This is a genomic window from Massilia agrisoli (assembly GCF_020831365.1).
Taxonomy (GTDB): Bacteria; Pseudomonadota; Gammaproteobacteria; order Burkholderiales; family Burkholderiaceae_D; genus Telluria_A; species Telluria_A agrisoli.
In genome coordinates this window covers 95256-113442 of sequence record NZ_JAJHPV010000013.1, presented here as the reverse complement: position 1 = coordinate 113442, position 18187 = coordinate 95256, and the positions used below count along the sequence as shown (strand labels likewise).

The following is an 18187-nucleotide window of genomic DNA, read 5'->3' as shown; positions in this document are numbered from 1 at the left end:
GCGGCTAGGCGAAGGCCTTCCACAACATATACGCCGCGAGCGCATACAGAATCACGGCAAATATCCGCTTCAGCTTCGCCACCGGCATGTTGTGGGCGGTGCGCGCGCCAAGCGGCGCCATGGTCACGCTGGCCGCCGCAATCACCACCAGCGCCGGCAGGTAAATATACCCGAGCGAATATTGCGGCAAATTCGCCTCGCCCAATCCAAAATACACATTCGACAGCGTGCCGGCCAAAGCAATCGGAAACCCGAGCGCCGCGCTCGTGGCCACCGCGTTATGAATCTTGACGTTGCACCAGCTCATAAACGGAACCGAAATAAATCCGCCGCCCGCACCGACAAGTCCGGCCACGATGCCGATAATGCCCCCTGCCGCAAACATCCCCGGCGCCTTCGGCAAATCACGCGAAGCCTGCGGCTTTTTATTCACCAGCATCTGGGTCGCGGAGAATGCCACGAACAGTGCAAACACCAGCGCCAGCGCCGACGTATTCAATTGCTTGCCGATCCAGGGCCCGATCCATGACCCGATCAGGATGCCCGGCGCCAGCATGCGCACCACGGGCCACCGCACCGCACCGTGCAGGTGATGCGCGCGCACCGATGACAGCGAAGTGAACATGATGGTCGCCAGCGACGTGGCGATCGCCATGTGCACCACCAGGTCCGGCGGAAAACCGCGCGCCGTAAAAATCATCGTAATAAACGGCACCAGCACCATGCCGCCGCCTATCCCCAGCAGTCCGGCGGCATAGCCACCGGCCGTTCCCATCAACAGCAATATTCCGATTAGTTCCAAATCCATCGGGCCCCGCTTTCCGGCGCCGCCGCTGTGCAGACTGTTGTCATATGATGCGTTTCCAAGAAGAATGCATCACATTCTACGCCTTGCAGCCGGCGTGCGGACACTGGGCGGGGTCAGCGCGGCCGCGACCGCTGGCCCATCCGCGCGATTTCCCGCAGCAGCGCAGCACTGATATGCGCGCCCGAGTAAGGCTTTTGTACAAAGCCCACGTCGAGCGACTGCAGGCGTTCGGGTGATGAGATATACCCGCTGGCCAGCACCACCGGCAGGTCGGGACGCGCGCGCCGCAAGGCAGCTGCCAGTCCGATGCCGTCCATCGAGCCCGGCATCATGACGTCGGAGAGCACCGCGTCGACCCCGTCCAGGTCGACCTCCAGCGCCTCGTCGGCGTTGGCCGCGGCGATCAGCTTCATCCCGAGCACGTCGAAAATGCCGGCGGCAACTTCCGCCACCAGCGGATCATCCTCGACGCACAGCACGGTCAGGCCATGTAGCCGAATGCTGCCTGCTGCCAGGTCGTCCAGCTGCGGCGCCGGCGCCGTTGCCGCCGTGGCGCCGTCACGCCCGATGCAGCGCGGTAAAAGAATCGACACTGTGGTGCCATTCGGATCACTTTGGATGAAGGCATGCCCGCCGCTCTGGGTAGCGAAACCCTGTACCTGCGACAGGCCAAGGCCGGTGCCCTTGCCCATGGCCTTGGTGGTGAAGAAGGGTTCAAACGCCTGCCCCAGGGTGGCCTTGTCCATGCCGCAACCCTGGTCGCTCAAGGCGATGCAGACATAGTCGCCGCGCAGGCTGGCGGTGTCGCGGTTGCCTGCTTCCGGCAACGTGCAGTTCCTCAGCGAGAGCGTGATCTGGCCGCCATCGGGCATGGCATCGCGCGCGTTCAGCACCAGGTTGAGGACTGCCATTTCCAGCTGGGTCGCATCGGCGCGCACCGGCCACAGCCCGTCCGGCACCTCGATCGTCAAACGGATTTCGCGGCCCACCGTGTGGCGCAGCAACACGGCCATGTCCTGCATGCGCTCGTTCAGGTCCACCGCGCTGGCGCTGAGGGCCTGGCGGCGTCCGTACGCCAGCAATTGCTGGGTCAGCTTGGCGCCGTGTCCGCTGGCGCGCTCAATGCTGTCCAGCGTGCGCTGGAGACGCGGGTCGGGCGCCGCCGCAGTAAGCGCGCGCAGCAGCTGCACGCCGCCGGACACGACCTGCAGCATGTTGTTGAAGTCGTGCGCGATGCCCCCGGTGAGCCGGCCCAGCGATTCCAGCCGGCGCGATTCCAGCAGCGCAGCCTCGATACGCTTGCGCTCGTCAACCTCGCGCGCCAGCGCGGCGGAGCGCTCGTCCACGCGCCGTTCCAGCTCTACCGAATAGCGGCCCAGCTCAGTGAGCTGGTCGCGCAGCTTGAACTGCAACTGGCGTGAATGCAGCGCCGAGCCGACCGCCATCGCCATGGCTTCGCGCGCGATGGGACGGCTGATCACGGTGACATTGCCCAGCTGGGCAAGCCGCTTGAGCCGTTCGCCATGGCCGGCGCGCGCCGAGGCGGCGAGCACGATCACCGGAATGTTCGACCAGGCCGGCTGGGCGCGGATCCGCGCCAGCAACAGGCGCGCGTCGCACTGCGCCAGCCCTTCTTCGGTAATCACGAGCAGCAGGGCATCGTCGTTGACCGCGCGGTACAACTGCTCCGGCGAGCCGCACACATGCGCGGCGACTTCGCAGCCTTCCAGTACCGACGCCAATACGGCGGCATCGCGCCCCCGCGGCGCATAGACGAGGCCCCGTGGCGCGCAGGGTGTCACCGCTGCAGCGGCGCGCCGATGGCAGCGTCGCCCGCAACGCCTGTCATCAGCCCTTCCGTCACATCGATACGCTGTCCCACCTCGACGCCATCTTCGTTCAGGCGGAATGCGCAAATGTCGTGGCTATGCCGCCCATGGCGTTTTTTGATAACCGAAATGGCCTTGTGCACCACCCCGCCGCGCTCATAAAAGCGCAGCGAAATCATATTGTCGGTGATGATGGTCAGCGCATCCGGTTCGCGCGAGGTATCGAGGTTGGCGGAGTGCGCGCCAACGATAATCGACATGACCCCCATGTTCGACAAATACGAGAACAATTCATTCATCTGCAGCAGTAATGCGCGCTCTTCCCGGATAACGTCGAGATAGGAATTGATACTGTCGATAATCACCAGCCGCACGCCGTGGTCTTCCACATGGCGGCGCACCCGCCAGATAAAAGCGCCGGGAGAAATGCGCGAGGGGTTGATGCGGTTGATGAAAAAACCGCGCGGTTCGTCCCTGCCCTCGTCTTCCGCCATGTGCGACACCATTCGCGAGCGCAGCGTCAATTCCGACTCGTCGAACGTGAAATAGGCGACTTTTTCGCCGCTGCGCACCAGCGACATGGCGTATTGCAGCGCCAGCGTCGATTTGCCCACGCCGGACGGCCCCAGGATCATCGTCGAAGTGCCGTAGCTGAGCCCGCCGCCCATCAGCTGGTCGAGTTCGGGTACGCCGCTGGCGACTTCGATTTCTTCATACGCGCGGTGATGTTCTTCGGCGATCAGGCTCGGGAATACCAGCACCTCGCCGGCGGTGATCGCAAAATCGTGCCAACCGCTCTGGAAGTCGCCGCCGCGCAGCTTCGCCACCCGCATCACGCGCCGCGCCGAGCCGAAGGTACGCTCGCGCATTTCGAGGCAGATCGCGCCATGCACGGCGCTTTGCAGTTCGAATTCGCGCACGTCGGAAGTAAGGTCGTCGAGCAGCAGCACCGTGGGGCCGAGTTTTCCCAGCGCATTGCGCAGCGTGACCACCTGGCGCCGGTAATGCAGGCCGTCGTGTGCCACCAGCCGGATTTCGGCCATTGAATCGATGACCAGCCGCTCCGGATTGTGCTGCTTCACCAATTCCAGGATCTTGTGCACCAGGCGCGATAACTCGGTATCGCTTGGCAGCAGGATGGTTTGCTCCTCGTGCTCGCCTTCGTCGATCGGCGCGAGTTCTTCGATCTGGACGCCGTCCAGCGACCAGCCGTGATTGCGCGCGGTCGCCAGCAATTCGGCACGCGTTTCCGACAAGGTGATGTACAGGCAGCGCGCGCCACTTTGCGCGCCTTCCATCAGGAAGCGCAGGCCGAGCGTGGTTTTGCCCGTGCCCGGGCGCCCTTCCACCAGGTGGATGCGGCCCTTTAGCAGGCCGCCGCGCAATACGGAATCTAGTTCGGGTATGCCGGTCAACAACCGTGCTTCGTTCGTTCCCACGATGGACTCCGTCATGACTGCATCAGTAAAATAAAAAACCATGGCTGGCGCCAGCCTGCCGACGCCAAAAATTGCAACTTATTCTACCGTTGTCATTTAACCCTTGCCCGCACAGTTGAACAGGGTGCCACCGTCCTGGCCCATTTGCCTCAAACTTTCTGCTTCAAACGGGCGGCGACAGCCTTCCACTGCGCCGCAGTCACCGGCGTAATCGACAACCGGCTGCCCTTCTGCAGCAGTACCATGTCTTCCAGCTCCGGCATGGTGCGCATTTCCGACAGCGGCAGGTAGCTGCCCCCTTCCACCGCCGTGACGTCCACCGATATCCAGCGCGGCTGTTCCGGCGTCGCTTTCGGATCGTAGTAATGGCTTTTCTTGTCGAACTGGGAGGCGTCGGGATAAGGGCCGCTGGCCACTTCCGCGATACCGGCCACGCCTGGCACCGCGCAGCTGGAGTGATAGAACAGCACGCCGTCGCCAACCTTCATCTGGTCGCGCATGAAATTGCGGGCCTGGTAATTGCGCACGCCGAACCACGCGACCGTTTTCTGCGGGGCCGCCAGCACGTCGTCGAAACTGACTTCGTCCGGTTCCGATTTCATCAACCAATACGCCATCTGCACTCCCGAATTGAAGCGGCGCGAAAAATCGCGCACCCATAAAAAAAACGGTTGCGCACCGAATGCTTGCAACCGCTTTTGGAATAAGAGCCCCGCCTGTGCCGTTTTTGCCGGCATCCCGAACCTGATGGTTCAAGGTGGTCACAGTTAGTTCAATTTCGGGTTCGTCGGACTAGCGACGCTCACGCCCATCGAACAAAATTCCGCAACCGATGCACATAAATGGTTCAAGGAATATATGGCAATCGCGAACACCGCAGGGTGGAACGAAGTTTACTCCGATGTGTCGCGGTGTCAAACGAATTTGGGCTCTTAAAAAAGATTTTCTTGCGGCGTGAGGGCGCTGTCTAACACTGTGTGCATCGCGCTCAGTTTCTGCTTGACTTCCAGGATCGACATGTCCGAAAGCGGGCCTTGCGGCGACTTCACCGACAGGAATTCGGCCGCGACGCTGATCGCCGCCATCACCGCGATACGGTCATTGCCCTTTACCTTGCCCGAGTCGCGCAGCGCGGTCATCTTGGCGTCCAGGTAGGCCACCGCTTCCTTCAGCGTGGCCTGCTCGCCTTCCTTGCATACCAAACGGTACGGCGTGCCCATGATGGTGACGTCGAGGTGGATCATTGGGCGGCCTCTTTGGTGGTGGCTTCATCGCTGGCGTCGGGCGCGGGCAACTGGGCCAGCAGGGCCTCGACCCGGCGCTGGGCTTCCGACAGGCGCTCCATGAAGGCTTCGTTCTCGCGGCCAAGCAAGGTATTGGTCTGGCGCAGCAGGGCGTTTTCGCGGCGGAGCGACGTCGTCATCTCGGCGAGCCGGTCGATTTTGTCGGATAGGTCTTGGAATTCGGAAATCATCCCGTAACTATAGGGGTGTCGGGGAATTTCCGTCAACAGATTCAGGACGTTAGCCGCGTTAATTCATGCGATCTGTACGGCAACATGGCGGATTAAGCGAACTCGACGTTTGCGCCAGATCAAGGCTGTTAGTTAAATAAAACACATAGCTCCTTGAAAACCACCATGACCGTCCCTATAATTAGCACTCGTTAGTAGAGAGTGCTAACAACTCTTTCTGGCCGTTGCATTCCCTGGAACGGCACATTTACGACAGGAAGCGGCAACAGCGCCGCTTCTGCTGATAGTAAGTCAAACCATTGAAAACTAAGGAGTTTTGCATGAACCTTCGCCCTTTGCACGATCGCGTAATCGTCAAGCGTCTCGACCAGGAAACCAAAACTGCGTCCGGCCTGATCATCCCTGATGCAGCCGCAGAAAAGCCGGACCAAGGCGAAATCCTCGCCGTCGGCAATGGCAAAGTGCAGGAAAACGGCAACGTGCGTCCGCTGGAAGTCAAAGTCGGCGACCGCGTACTGTTCGGCAAATACTCGGGCCAGAGCGTCAAGGTTGAAGGCGAAGAACTGCTCGTGATGCGCGAAGAAGACATCATGGCCGTGCTGGTCAAGTAATCAGCCCGCACCGTTTGACCCACCATCGAATTTAACGGAGAAACAAACATGGCAGCTAAAGATGTAGTGTTCGGCGACGCAGCGCGCGCCAAAATGGTTGAAGGCGTCAACATCCTCGCCAACGCAGTCAAAGTCACCCTGGGCCCGAAAGGCCGCAACGTTGTGCTCGAGCGTTCGTTCGGCTCCCCTACCGTCACCAAGGACGGCGTGTCGGTTGCGAAAGAAATCGAACTCAAAGACAAGCTCATGAACATGGGCGCGCAGATGGTCAAGGAAGTTGCTTCGCGCACCAGCGACAACGCCGGCGACGGCACCACCACGGCAACCGTCCTGGCCCAGGCAATCGTTCGCGAAGGCATGAAGTTCGTTGCTGCCGGCATGAACCCAATGGACCTGAAGCGCGGCATCGACAAGGCAGTTGCTGCTACCGTCGAAGAGCTGGCCAAGATCGCCAAGCCATGCACCACCACCAAGGAAATCGCCCAGGTTGGCGCAATTTCGGCTAACTCCGACTATTCGATCGGCGAGCGCATCGCTGAAGCAATGGAAAAAGTCGGCAAGGAAGGCGTGATCACCGTGGAAGACGGCAAGTCGCTGAACGACGAGCTGGACATCGTTGAAGGTATGCAGTTCGACCGCGGCTACCTGTCGCCGTACTTCATCAACAACCCGGACAAGCAAGTTGCCATCCAGGACAGCCCGTTCATCCTGCTGTGCGACAAGAAGATCTCGAACATCCGTGACCTGCTGCCAATCCTGGAACAAGTTGCTAAAGCTGGCCGTCCACTGCTGATCATCGCAGAAGACATCGAAGGCGAAGCGCTGGCAACCCTGGTTGTCAACAACATCCGCGGCATCCTGAAGACCTGCGCAGTCAAGGCGCCAGGCTTCGGCGACCGTCGCAAGGCAATGCTGGAAGACATCGCTATCCTGACCGGCGGCCAGGTAATCGCTGAAGAAGTTGGCCTGACCCTGGAAAAGGTCACGCTGGCAGAACTCGGCCAGGCCAAGCGCGTTGAAGTCGGCAAGGAAAACACCATCATCATCGACGGCGCTGGCGAAGCATCCTCGATCGAAGCACGCGTCAAGCAGGTTCGCGTCCAGATCGAAGAAGCAACCTCGGACTACGACCGCGAAAAGCTGCAGGAACGCGTTGCCAAGCTGGCAGGCGGCGTTGCAGTGATCAAGGTTGGCGCAGCCACCGAAGTCGAAATGAAGGAAAAGAAAGCACGCGTTGAAGACGCACTGCACGCAACCCGCGCTGCTGTTGAAGAAGGTATCGTTCCTGGCGGCGGCGTAGCCCTGCTGCGCGCTCGCGCCAACCTCAACATCAAGGGCGACAACCCTGACCAGGACGCTGGTATCAAGATCGTCCTGCGCGCAATGGAAGAGCCACTGCGCATGATCGTCCAGAACGCCGGCGAAGAAGCTTCGGTCGTTGTTGCAGCTGTACTGGCTGGCAATGGCAACCACGGCTACAACGCAGCCAACGGCACCTACGGCGACATGGTCGAAATGGGCGTGCTGGACCCAGCCAAGGTCACCCGCTCGGCACTGCAAAACGCAGCGTCGATCGCTGGCCTCATGCTGACCACCGATGCAATGGTCTGCGAACTGGCGGAAGACAAGCCAGCGATGGGCGGCATGGGCGGTATGGGTGGCATGGGCGGCATGGGCGGCATGGACGGCATGATGTAATTAGCCGGACAAGGGCGCGCAGCTTCTGGCGCCCTGCTCCCAGCACCAATAAAAAAGCCTGCAAGCTTATGCTTTGCAGGCTTTTTGTATTATTGGCCGTTTAAGATGTCCGTGCCGAACGGCGCGGTGCGCGCTTCACCGTCCTGCGCAATCCCACATTCAGCACCGCTGCCGCCAGCATCCCCGCAATCATCAAATGCGGCACACCCGGCTCCGGCACTTCGCCGTAAGTCACGTCATCCATCACATAGCCACCCGGGATGCCCACGACAGTCACCATGTCGACTAATCCCTTATAACCGGCCGACAGATAGCGCGACGGTCCATTCCCAAACAGCTCCAGCGTGCGCGAAGAATGCACCAGCGCGCCATCGTTATACAGGTTGAACGAGACGTAGTAATACCCGGCGAACCACGCGCCCCTGAAAATCTGGTCGCTTTGAAGGAAGGTGAAACTCGTTTCGGCGGCCTCGCTGAAAATGCGGGTCGGGCTGGTATGCGCGTTGAAGGGCGGGAAGGAAGAGCTGAGGAAATACCAGCCCTGCTGCCACGCGATGTCGCTGTACAGGCTGGGCAGGGGACCGCTACCGCGCAAGCTGTCGAAGTTCACTACTTCTGCGCTGGCGGGTGCCGAAGCCAGTGCGGATGCCGCAAATAGTCCGGCGATCAGTTTCTTGGAGATCTGTTTCACGGAGGCACTCCTATAAAAAAGACACGTCCATTATCTTCTTATCTATTGTTTGCGCGCGCTCAATAGCTTGATCCAGCGCAAACTCAGGCATTGGCACAGCATCCAAAAATGTGTTGACCGTGAAAAACTGCAGTGTTACTGTACTAACCGTAATAGTACAGTATAGGACACCACCATGACCCGCCGCGCCGCCCTGATGCTGCAAATCGCCACTGGCGATCCCCGCCCGATCAACCGCCAGATCGTCGATGGGGTGCGCCGCCTGATCGCCAGCGGCGAACTCGATGTCGGCGCCGCGCTCCCCAGCGTGCGCGGCCTGGCCCAGCAACTCACGGTCAATCCGAACACGGTTGCCAAGGCCTACAGCGAGCTCACTGCCGAAGGATGGCTGGAGTCGCGCGCCGGGCTCGGCGTGTTTGTCGCCGTCCCGCGCCAGCGCCTGTCCGATGAAGAACGCAGCCGCCGCCTCGACGACGCCGTGCAGCGTTTCGTCGGCGACGTGGTCGGCCTGGGTTACCCGGCCAGCGCCATCGTGGACAGGGTGGCGGGCGAACTCGAACAGTGCTTTCCCAAAAAAACCGCCTGAGGAATGACCATGAGCGATTTCGTCATCGAGACCAGCCAGCTGTGCCTCCAGTACCAGCGCAAGATGGCGCTCGACCATCTCACGCTGAACATCCCGCGCGGCGGCACCCACGCCATCGTCGGCGCGAACGGCGCGGGCAAGTCCACGCTGTTCCGGGTGCTGCTCGGTTTTGAGACGCAGGACTCCGGCGCCGCGCGCATCCTCGGCCACGACAGCACGCAGCTGCCGCATGCGCTGCGCGGGCGGATCGGCTTCGTCAACGAGGAGCACACGCTGCCCGGCTGGATGCGCGTCGATGAAGTCACCGCCATGCAGCGCCGCCAGTACCCGCAATGGAACCAGCAGCGCCACGGCGAGGTGCTACGCCACTTCAACGTGCTGCCCGACCAGAAAGTCGCCCAGCTCTCGCGCGGCGAACGCGCTGGCGTCAACCTTGCGCTGGCGCTCGCGCAAAGCCCCGACCTCCTGATCCTCGACGAGCCGACGCTCGGCCTCGACGTGGTCGCCAAACGCGCCTTCCTCGAAGCGCTGATGTTCACCAGCGTGGGCGACGGTTCGACCATCATCTACTGCTCGCACCAGATGGAAGAGATCGAGCGCGTGGCCGACAACCTGGTCATCCTCGAACGCGGCACGCTGCGCCACATGTCCGCGCCGTTTGAATTCTGCGAAAAGGTGCAGCTGTGGGTGGCCGAATTCCCGTTCCGCGATCCGGACACCAGCCACCTCCCCGGCGTGCTGCAAATCCAGCGGCTTGAAGGGCTGACCCACTTCGTCGTCTTCGACCAGGACGACGACTTCGGCGCGCGCCTGCGCCTGCTGGGCGCGCGCAGCGTTCACAACATGCCGGTCAGCCTGGACCGCGCGGTGAACAGCTTCCTCGCGCGCGGCCATGTGTCGAACGCGCCCGCCCAACTCGCAGCCTGAAAGGCGAATCATGAGAGACCTGTTGTTGAGCGAATGCCGGCGTTTCAGGAACGCGGCCCTGATCTTCGCCGGCGTCCACCTGCTGCTGCAGCTGTTCGTCCACCGCATGACCGACCTGCTGCAAAGCCGCTGGGAACTGCACCTGCTGGTGCTCTCGGTGTACATGCTGGCCGGCCTGGCGTTCGCGCTGTACCAGTTTGGCAGCTATCGCCAGGGCGGCCGCTGGATATGGCTGCTCCACCGCCCGCTGCCGCCGCGCGCGATCTTTGCCGCTGTCGGCCTGGCCGCCAGTGCGCTGATCCTGTTCGCGGTAGGCCTGCCAGCCCTTCTGGCAGTAGCTGGCAATGACCTGCTCAGTTCACGCACCGTCGACGCGCGCCACTATGTACTGGTGCTGCACCTGGTGATGCTGACGTTGAGCGCATGGCTGGCCGGCAGTTACGTCATCCTCAACCGCAGCCGCAGCGCCATCGTCATCCTGCTGGTGCCTGTCCTGCTGGTGGGGCACCTTGCGTCCGGCTTCACGATGCTGCTGCCTGCGGTGCTGTGCGTCGCGCTGCTCGCCTTTACCGCCTCGGGCGCCTTCAAGCCGGACCGCATGGTCCCGCCTTCCAACCCGGCGATGGTTGCCGCCACGGCGGCGCCGCTGATGCTCGGGTTTTATTTCGTGCTGCTGTGGGGCGGTTCGCTGGTGTACCAGAACGCGCAGATCGCGCTGGGTATCCACCCCCTCAACATCCCGGCTCCGCCGGCCGGCGGCTTCACTGAATCGACACGCGCGGAAGGCAAGGATCTTTTCCTGCTCGGCCTTTCAGCCTCGCACGACCCGCGCGCGCCGCAGTGGCGGCGCCAGGTGCCGCTGCTCGATGTCGCCAACTTTGAACCGTCGGGCAAGCAGTTCCCTGTGCGTCACCAGGTCAGTAACCTCGACACCTTGCAATGGGTGGACGGCAAACGCCGCATCGAATGGACCTTCAGCCACGACACCATGCGTTTCCACGGCCGCGACACCTTCACGTCGCATGATCGCGGCACGCTTGGCCTGCGCGGCATCGGCGACAATCAACCCTTCCCTGCGGTGCCCATCCTGCCCGAAGGCGATTACATACTGACCCCGCAGCAGCTGTACCGGTTTGACGCCGACAGCGGCGCCATCGACCAGCTGATCTCCTTGCGCGCACCTGAAACGCTGGCGCGTACGCCAAAACTGGTGGGCGAACGGCTGTACGTGATTACCAATTACCGGCTTATCGCCTACCAGCGACCAGCGGAAGACGCCGCTGGCCCGCTACAGGAAGCCTACAGCGTCAAGCTACCCGGCGCCTTCAGCGACCTTGACCGCATCGACATCGCCGGCCTGCTGGACGGGTCGCTGATCTCGTTCAGTTTTGGCAGGTCGATGATCGACGGCGCGGGCGAAGCGGCGCAGACGATCATGCTTGTCGATGCTTCGGGCCGCGCAAGCGTCGTCGCGAAGCGCCAGCTGGCGCACGATTTCACGCCCCTGTTCGAGCATCATGCATGGCTGGTATCGCCAGTGCTGCATGCGGTGCACGCCCTGCCGGACGCACTGCTCGATACCGGCGGCATCCGCGATGACGGCCAGTCCGGCAATGCGCGGCAGCTCTGGTACCCGCGTCCGCCGCTGGCGCAGGCGGCGGCAGCCCTGCTGTCGGCGCTATCGGCGGCCGGTGCATGGTTCTGGCTGCGCCGCTCCAGGGTTGCGCCGAAGCGCAAGGCAGCGTGGATCGCAGCATGTCTTCTGCTTGGCCCGCCAGCCCTGCTCTGCCTGATGGTGCTGCAGGGACGGCCACCGCGACGAGTTGCCACCCAGGCATCGCCAACCGCCGTAGTGGCGGCTTGACACACCCGGAAATCCAACCATAACAACAAGGAGTCACCATGTTATCCCGTCAAATTGAACGGGCAGGCCCCGTTCGCGCCATCGTTTTGGCCCTCCTGGCCGCGGCATCGTTCGCGCATGCAGCCCCATTACCGGAAACGCGCTCGCTGAAGGAAGCGATCGCACGTAACGCCGCGCTGCCTGCGGCGCCCCACATCGGCGACGACGACTTCAGCCGCCGCTCGCGGCTGCGCGACGTCAAACTGTCTCCCGATGGCGCATTCGTCAGCTTCGTCGAAATCGACGGGCAATCGCTGCACCTAAACCTGATGGATGCGCGGACGCGGACAAAGAAGCGCCTGCTGACCACCACCGGGCGGCAGGAAGTCCACTGGGCCGGGGACAGCAAGGCGCTATTCATCGACAGCGGCGACGGCTTGTCCGTGCTACCCATCGAGGGCGCCGCTGGCAGCAAGGTCGCGGCATTCGACCGCAAGCTCGGCCAGCAGTTCGTGGCGGTCGACCTGGCGCGCCCACGCGCGGCGCTGGCTGAGGAATTCGACCGGGCCACAAAGGTCTACCGCCTTTCGCGCGTTGGCGCCGACGGCGAGCGCGAGCTGCTGTACGAAGGGCGCAAGCTGGATGAGTTTTTACTGGACGAAGCGGGGCAGCTTGCCTTCATCCGCACGCTCGATGAAAAGTACGACCAGATCGTATCGCGCAAGGTCGGCGGCAAATGGATCGAGGTGACTCGCTGCAAGCGGCTGCGCGCATGCAACCTCGTGTCCGGCGACCAGCAGCATTTAAAGATGGTGGTGAACCATGCGGACGACCGCAAGGCTTTCGTCCAACTCGACCTCGCAAAGCAGGTCCGCCGCGTACTGCACACCGATCCCGCAGCAACCAGCGACCTGCGGACCGTGGTTACCTCGCCGACGTCGCAGCAGCCGCTGTTCGCGCTCTACGACATGCCGCAGCGCCGCCTGTACGGGCTGACGCATTCGGCAAAAACGGCCAGTGCCGACATCACGCGCCGCTTCCCGGACAACACGATCAGCATCGGCGCGAGTGAAGCAGCCGGCCAGTGGCTTCTGTCGGAACGCGGCGCACGCCTGCAGCAGGAGCGCTTCTGGCTGTACGACCGCAAAGCGCGTACCTTCAGCGAAATCCTCGCGGACGAACGCCAGCTTGGCAACCCGCTGCCCGAACAGCACCTGGCCGCAAAAATCCCCTTGCGCTACCGCGCCTCCGATGGCGCGGTCGTCCACGGCTACCTGAGCCTCCCGCCGGGCAAACCTGCCGCCAGCGTGCCGATGCTGACCATGGTCCACGGCGGGCCGTGGACCAGCTTCGACAACAACTACACGGCACTGGTGCAGCTGCTGGTCAACCGCGGCGTGGCGGTATTCCAGCCGAACTTCCGCGCCTCGACCGGCTACGGCGACAAGTACATGCTCGCGCCGAAGGCGGACTTCGGCAACGGCCGCGCACAGGCGGACATCATCGAAGGCGTGCGCTGGCTGCTCGCCAACGGCGTTGGCGACAGCAAGCGCCTGGCGATCATGGGCGATTCTTTCGGCGGCTATGCCACGCTGCTGGCGCTGACCAATGAACCTGACCTGTTCCAGTTCGGTATGGCGACTGTCCCTCCCCCGGACTTTGCGCGCACGCTCAAGCTGGCAAGCGATGCGGGAGACGTGATGGGTGCGGGCGGCGTGCCGTTCTCGGTGACGCTGGCCGAAATGGGCATCCACCTCGGCGATACGGCCGCGATGAAGCGCATCGCCGATGCCGCACCTGCCGCGCATCCCGGCAAGGTCACCAAACCGCTGCTGCTGATCGCTGGCGGCAAGGACGACAAGGTTGAAATCGCGGCCGTGACCGATTACGTCGCGCGCCTGCAGGGGTTGGGAAAACCGGTCAGCCTGCTGGTCGACCCGGACGAAGGACACAACCCGCGCAAGCCGATTGTCCGCCAGGCGTACACCCACCTGCTCCAGCAGATGCTGCACAAGCACCTTGGCGGGCCGGCGGTCAGCGCGCCCTCGCCCGAACTGGCAAATTACCTCGACCAGGCGATGAAGGCCAGCGCGGCGCTGAAGTAGACCTCGTGATTGCCCCCGCCAACCCTTTGGTTTAGTATGGCCGCAACTATAAAAAGGGGTGTCGACATGCTCAAGCAGGAATCGTCCAAACAACGCGTCAGGGGTGCGGCGCTGGCCGCAGCCATCGCGCTGGCCTCGGTGCTGGGCGGCTGCCGCGAGGCGCCAGCGCCGGCGGCGCCAACCACTGTCGCGGCCGATCCTGCCGCCAACCGCACCCGCGAACAAGCGATGAGCGCGTTGATGGCCCTGCCGGAGCTGCAGGCCTGGTCAAGCCAGCTGGAGAAAGCGTCAGGCGGCAAAGTGCGCGGCGCACTGATCGAATACGACAGCGCGCCACGCGTCATCAAGGGCAAGAACTACTGGCAGTTCAGCTTCGTGGAAAACGGCAGCGACGCCGCGCACCCATGGGAGAGCTTCCTGGTGTCCAAGCAGGACGACGAGATCCTGGTGGAAGACTTCGGCACCGATACCCCGATGACGCTTGAACAATGGCGCAAGGAGAAGCGCCCGATGGAGCGCACTTCGGGCGAGATGATCGGCGAATAGCGCTCAGCTATCGAGGTGCGAGATCATCATGCGCCGGTGATCCGCCTCGACCAGTTCCTTCCCATTGCTGTCGAGCGAAATCCCGACCGACACAATATCAATCAATAGTAGTTGGAGCATCCGCGAGATCATCGACAGGAAGGTCGTACTGTCCTCGGCATGGTCAACCGCCAGGCACACGCTGGCGCGCCTGGCCAGCGGCGAACCGCTGCTGGTTATTGCAATCACGTCGGCGCCCGCGGCGCGGGCAGCATCGACCGCCTCCAGTAGTTCCGGCAAACGCCCGGAATTTGAAATCGCAATCACCACATCCCCCGCCTTGAGCAGGCCCGCGGCAAGCGTGAACAGGTGCGAATCGCCATAAGCGGACGTCGGAATGCGGAAGCGGAAGAACTTGTGCTGGCCATCGAGCGCCACCACGCGTGAATTACCCATCGCGTAGAACTCGACCCGGTTCGCCTTGCTCACCAGTTCAATGGCGCGGTCGATCGAACGCACGTCGAGCTGGTCGCGGAACTTCAGGATCGCTGACACGGTATTGTCGATTACCTTTGCCGACAGGTCGTGTGTGCTGTCACCGGTGCGCACCTGGCTGTGCCGTACCGGGATCGCACCGGTCAGGCTGCTGGCGAACTTCAGCTTGAAGTCGGCCAGGCCAAGGAAGCCCAGCGAGCGGCAAAAGCGGATGACGGTGGGCTGGCTGACGTCGGCAAAGCGCGCGATCTCCGCGATCGGCTCGTTCAGGACGAGGCGCGGCTGCTCCAGCACCAGCTTCGCCACGCGCTGCTCCGCTGGCGTCAGCTCGTGCTGCAAGTGGCCGATGCGCTCCATCAGCGTGTTCGCGCCGCTGCGGCCGCGCAGGTGCTCCGACAGGATCGTGGCGACACCCCGCAGCGCCGGGTGCGGCGTGGTGATCACATAGGTTGGGATACTGGCCAGGTAATCCGAAAAGCGGCCTTTTGCTTCGAAGCGTGCGCGAAACGACGAGGTCGCAAACCACTCGCCCATGCGCGGCACGATGCCGCCGCCGATAAAGATGCCGCCAAAGGCGCCGAGGGTCACCGCCAGGTTTGCTGCGGCTCCGCCCAGCATGCCGCTGAAGCAGTCGAGCACTTCAAGGCACAGCGGATCGCGCTCGTCGAGGGCGCCGGTGATGATGTCGGGCGAGGTGCGCGGCGCGGCCTTGACGCCGTTGCGCTGCGCCAGGGCGCGGTAGATGATCTCCATGCCGGGGCCTGAGATCAGGCGCTCGTTGGACACGTGCGACCACTCCTTCCACGCGTACTGCAGGATGGCGAACTCGCGCTCGTTGGCGGGCGCGAAGTTCATGTGCCCTCCTTCGCTGCCCAGGGTGACGAAACCGTCGACTGTCGGGATCACGGCGGACACGCCAAGGCCGGTGCCGGGTCCAAGGACGCCGACGACAGCGTTGGCGCCAGCGGTGCCGGGGCCGACCTGCATCAGGTCTTCGGGCTTGAGGCTCGGCAGGGCCATGGCAAGCGCGGTGAAGTCGTTGACGATCAGGAGCGTATGCAGGCCGAGCTCACGGCGCACCGCGTCGGTGGAAAACTCCCACGCGCGGTTGGTCATGCGGACCTGGTCGCCGTTGATGGGGTTTGCGACCGCGAGCGCGGCGTGGTGGAGCGTGACGCCTGCGTGGTCCGCGAGGTAGAAGCGCAGCAGCGCGACGATGCCATCGAAGTCATCGCAGCGCAGGACGCGCACCGACCCGAAGATGCCGGGAGCGGTTTCGAGGGTGAGGCGCGCGTGCGTTGCGCCGATGTCAGCCAGCAGGCGCGGGCCGTCAGCGAAGGCGGTACGTGGAAGGCTGGTCATTTGGTAGCGTCCTTAGCCCTACACACAAAGATCAATTGACCGTTCCAAACCATCCACCGTAAGCCGGCAGTGTGACCTTCGTCCCAACCACACTGCCCTGCAGCCCGTGGCCGGTCATTTCAACCGCACCAGCAACCGCCGGCAAATCCACCTCGACCGGCTTCGCTCCGAGGTTGAACACCGCCACCACGCCCGGATGCCCGGCCAGGTCGCGGCGCAGCGCCAGCACCGGTTCCGGCGCATCGAAGAACACAATCTCGCCGCGCGTCAGCTGCGGCGTATTGCGGCGCCACTTGATCAAACGACGCGCGAAGTTGAGCGGCGACTCAGGGTCGTTCTCCTGTACCGACGCCGCCACCGCGATGTGCGGCTCGGCCACCGGCAGCCACGGCTTGCCGGTCGTGAAGCCGGCGTTCGGCTTCTCGCTGGTCCATGGAATCGGCGTACGGCAGCCGTCACGGCCCTTGAACTCGGGCCAGAACGTGATGCCATACGGGTCCTGCAGCAGTTCGAACGGTACGTCCGCTTCAGTCAGCGCCAGCTCGTCGCCCTGGTACAGGCAAGGCGTACCCTTGAGGGAGAGCTGCATCGCCAGCACCAGCTTGGCCAGCGCAGGCGTCGGGTTGTCGCCGCCCCAGCGCGTCATCACGCGGATCGCGTCGTGGTTACCGACCGACCACGAGGCCCAGCCGCCCTTGACGCGCGCTTCGAATTCTTCGACCTGCGTGCGGATGTGGGCCGCCGAGAACTGCGGGGTCAGCAGGTTGAAGCTGTAGGCCATGTGCAGCTTGTCGTTGTCGGCGGTGTACTCGGCCATCACGCCAAGCGCGTCGTCCGCGCCTACTTCGCCAATCGCCACCGCGCCGAATTCGTTCAGCAGCGTGCGGATCTTCTGCAGGAAGGCCAGGTTTTCGGGCTGGGTCTTGTCGTACACGTGCGCCTGCATGCCGTACGGGTTCACGTCGGTGACGGTAGCGGTATCGCGTTTGGTAGCGGCCGGGTTGCTGCGCAGTTTGGTGTCGTGGAAGTGGAAGTTACACGCATCCATACGCACGCCGTCGACGCCGCGCGCGAGCCAGAAGCGCAGCGCATCGAGGTGCGCCTGCTGGACTTCCGGATTATGGAAGTTCATGTCCGGCTGGCTGGCCAGGAAGTTATGCAGGTAGTACTGCTTGCGGCGGCTGTCCCACTGCCACGACGAGCCGCCGAAAACGGACAGCCAGTTGTTGGGCGGGTTGCCGTCCGGGAGCGGGTCGGCCCATACGTACCAGTCGGCCTTCGGATTGTCGCGGCTCTTGCGGCTCTCGACGAACCACGGGTGGACTTCAGCGGTGTGCGACATCACCTGGTCGATCATGATCTTGAGGCCCAGGCTGTGCGCCTTGGCGATCAGGGCGTCGAAGTCGGACAGTGTGCCGAACATCGGGTCGACGTCGCAGTAGTCGGAAATGTCGTAGCCAAAGTCCTTCATCGGCGACTTGAAGTACGGCGACAGCCAGACAATATCGACGCCCAGGCTCGCAATGTAGTCGAGCTTCGAGGTAATGCCCGGCAGGTCGCCAACGCCATCACCATTGGAGTCAAGGAAGCTGCGTGGATACACCTGATAGATGATTGCTTCACGATACCAGGTGGGATTTTCGGCGGATTGCTGGGCGAGGTCTTTGTTCATGGCTGGGTCCGGTGAAATGCGAGACAGGAATTTGTACACAATATACATGACTTATCGACGTTTTACAATTTCCCACCGAGTCACCCTTCTTCGTACATACCTTTTAAAATCAACTACTTAAC

The 18187-nt window shown here is 62.8% G+C and carries 16 protein-coding genes and 1 other RNA gene; 7 read left to right on the top strand and 10 right to left on the bottom strand.

Going from position 1 to position 18187, the window contains the following annotated elements:
- Positions 1-4: 4 nt before the first annotated feature.
- The 7 genes from LMJ30_RS09375 to LMJ30_RS09345 form a co-directional block, all read right to left on the bottom strand.
- Positions 5-808, bottom strand: coding sequence for a sulfite exporter TauE/SafE family protein (locus LMJ30_RS09375; protein ID WP_229432087.1), 804 nt, complete (start codon positions 806-808; stop codon positions 5-7).
- Positions 809-921: 113 nt separating this feature from the next.
- Positions 922-2550 carry an ATP-binding protein gene (locus tag LMJ30_RS09370; RefSeq protein WP_229432086.1) on the bottom strand — a complete coding sequence of 543 codons (1629 nt, stop codon included), beginning with the start codon at positions 2548-2550 and terminating at the stop codon, positions 922-924.
- A 56-nt stretch (positions 2551-2606) separates the two neighbouring features.
- Complete coding sequence (locus LMJ30_RS09365) at positions 2607-4076, bottom strand: ATPase domain-containing protein (protein WP_229432085.1); 1470 nt, start codon at positions 4074-4076, stop codon at positions 2607-2609.
- A 149-nt stretch (positions 4077-4225) separates the two neighbouring features.
- Complete coding sequence (locus tag LMJ30_RS09360; RefSeq protein ID WP_229432084.1) at positions 4226-4693, bottom strand: EVE domain-containing protein; 468 nt, start codon at positions 4691-4693, stop codon at positions 4226-4228.
- 88 nt (positions 4694-4781) lie between these two features.
- Positions 4782-4962, bottom strand: a non-coding RNA gene (gene ssrS / locus LMJ30_RS09355) — 6S RNA.
- A 46-nt stretch (positions 4963-5008) separates the two neighbouring features.
- Positions 5009-5320 (bottom strand): cell division protein ZapA, encoded by a 312-nt coding sequence (locus tag LMJ30_RS09350; protein ID WP_229432083.1) that lies wholly within the window; start codon positions 5318-5320, stop codon positions 5009-5011.
- Positions 5317-5499 (bottom strand): DUF904 domain-containing protein, encoded by a 183-nt coding sequence (locus tag LMJ30_RS09345; RefSeq protein ID WP_307729289.1) that lies wholly within the window; start codon positions 5497-5499, stop codon positions 5317-5319. Before LMJ30_RS09345 ends, LMJ30_RS09350 begins: the two co-directional genes overlap by 4 nt.
- A 371-nt stretch (positions 5500-5870) precedes the next feature.
- Between LMJ30_RS09345 and groES the strand changes: the two genes are divergently transcribed.
- Together groES and groL are read left to right on the top strand one after the other, a co-directional pair.
- Entirely contained in the window at positions 5871-6161 is a 291-nt protein-coding gene (groES, locus tag LMJ30_RS09340) for a co-chaperone GroES (RefSeq protein WP_223469673.1), read from the top strand.
- Between the two features lie 48 nt (positions 6162-6209).
- Positions 6210-7859, top strand: coding sequence for a chaperonin GroEL (gene groL / locus LMJ30_RS09335; protein WP_229432081.1), 1650 nt, complete (start codon positions 6210-6212; stop codon positions 7857-7859).
- A gap of 100 nt (positions 7860-7959) precedes the next feature.
- On the opposite strand, the gene LMJ30_RS09330 is transcribed toward groL, so the two are convergent.
- Positions 7960-8550: a hypothetical protein gene (locus LMJ30_RS09330; protein WP_229432080.1), complete on the bottom strand. Its 591-nt coding sequence runs from the start codon at positions 8548-8550 to the stop codon at positions 7960-7962.
- A 175-nt stretch (positions 8551-8725) separates the two neighbouring features.
- Here LMJ30_RS09330 and LMJ30_RS09325 point away from each other — a divergent pair, with 175 nt between their 5' ends.
- The 5 genes from LMJ30_RS09325 (at position 8726) to LMJ30_RS09305 (ending at position 14557) form a co-directional block, all read left to right on the top strand.
- The gene (locus LMJ30_RS09325; protein ID WP_229432079.1) at positions 8726-9136 is read left to right on the top strand and encodes a GntR family transcriptional regulator; all 411 of its coding nucleotides are present in this window, start codon (positions 8726-8728) and stop codon (positions 9134-9136) included.
- A gap of 9 nt (positions 9137-9145) precedes the next feature.
- The gene (locus tag LMJ30_RS09320; RefSeq protein ID WP_229432078.1) at positions 9146-10063 is read left to right on the top strand and encodes an ABC transporter ATP-binding protein; all 918 of its coding nucleotides are present in this window, start codon (positions 9146-9148) and stop codon (positions 10061-10063) included.
- A gap of 10 nt (positions 10064-10073) precedes the next feature.
- Positions 10074-11927, top strand: coding sequence for a hypothetical protein (locus LMJ30_RS09315; RefSeq protein WP_229432077.1), 1854 nt, complete (start codon positions 10074-10076; stop codon positions 11925-11927).
- A 38-nt stretch (positions 11928-11965) separates the two neighbouring features.
- Complete coding sequence (locus LMJ30_RS09310; protein WP_229432076.1) at positions 11966-14011, top strand: alpha/beta hydrolase family protein; 2046 nt, start codon at positions 11966-11968, stop codon at positions 14009-14011.
- A 66-nt stretch (positions 14012-14077) separates the two neighbouring features.
- On the top strand, positions 14078-14557 hold the full coding sequence (locus LMJ30_RS09305; RefSeq protein WP_229432075.1) for a hypothetical protein: 480 nt from the start codon (positions 14078-14080) through the stop codon (positions 14555-14557).
- Positions 14558-14560: 3 nt separating this feature from the next.
- Here the strand turns inward: LMJ30_RS09305 and LMJ30_RS09300 are convergent, their stop codons facing one another.
- Together LMJ30_RS09300 and LMJ30_RS09295 are read right to left on the bottom strand one after the other, a co-directional pair.
- Positions 14561-16393 carry a glucokinase gene (locus tag LMJ30_RS09300; RefSeq protein ID WP_229432074.1) on the bottom strand — a complete coding sequence of 611 codons (1833 nt, stop codon included), beginning with the start codon at positions 16391-16393 and terminating at the stop codon, positions 14561-14563.
- Positions 16394-16424: 31 nt separating this feature from the next.
- Entirely contained in the window at positions 16425-18065 is a 1641-nt protein-coding gene (locus tag LMJ30_RS09295) for an alpha-glucosidase (RefSeq protein ID WP_229432073.1), read from the bottom strand.
- Between the last annotated feature and the right edge of the window lie 122 nt (positions 18066-18187).

Coding starts and splice junctions, on each gene's coding strand:
- LMJ30_RS09375 (WP_229432087.1), bottom strand. CDS start 808: ATGGATTTGGAACTAATCGGAATATTGCTGTTGATGGGAACGGCCGGT.
- LMJ30_RS09360 (WP_229432084.1), bottom strand. CDS start 4,693: ATGGCGTATTGGTTGATGAAATCGGAACCGGACGAAGTCAGTTTCGAC.
- LMJ30_RS09350 (WP_229432083.1), bottom strand. CDS start 5,320: ATGATCCACCTCGACGTCACCATCATGGGCACGCCGTACCGTTTGGTA.
- LMJ30_RS09345 (WP_307729289.1), bottom strand. CDS start 5,499: ATGACGACGTCGCTCCGCCGCGAAAACGCCCTGCTGCGCCAGACCAAT.
- groES (WP_223469673.1), top strand. CDS start 5,871: ATGAACCTTCGCCCTTTGCACGATCGCGTAATCGTCAAGCGTCTCGAC.
- groL (WP_229432081.1), top strand. CDS start 6,210: ATGGCAGCTAAAGATGTAGTGTTCGGCGACGCAGCGCGCGCCAAAATG.
- LMJ30_RS09325 (WP_229432079.1), top strand. CDS start 8,726: ATGACCCGCCGCGCCGCCCTGATGCTGCAAATCGCCACTGGCGATCCC.
- LMJ30_RS09320 (WP_229432078.1), top strand. CDS start 9,146: ATGAGCGATTTCGTCATCGAGACCAGCCAGCTGTGCCTCCAGTACCAG.
- LMJ30_RS09315 (WP_229432077.1), top strand. CDS start 10,074: ATGAGAGACCTGTTGTTGAGCGAATGCCGGCGTTTCAGGAACGCGGCC.
- LMJ30_RS09310 (WP_229432076.1), top strand. CDS start 11,966: ATGTTATCCCGTCAAATTGAACGGGCAGGCCCCGTTCGCGCCATCGTT.
- LMJ30_RS09305 (WP_229432075.1), top strand. CDS start 14,078: ATGCTCAAGCAGGAATCGTCCAAACAACGCGTCAGGGGTGCGGCGCTG.
- LMJ30_RS09300 (WP_229432074.1), bottom strand. CDS start 16,393: ATGACCAGCCTTCCACGTACCGCCTTCGCTGACGGCCCGCGCCTGCTG.
- LMJ30_RS09295 (WP_229432073.1), bottom strand. CDS start 18,065: ATGAACAAAGACCTCGCCCAGCAATCCGCCGAAAATCCCACCTGGTAT.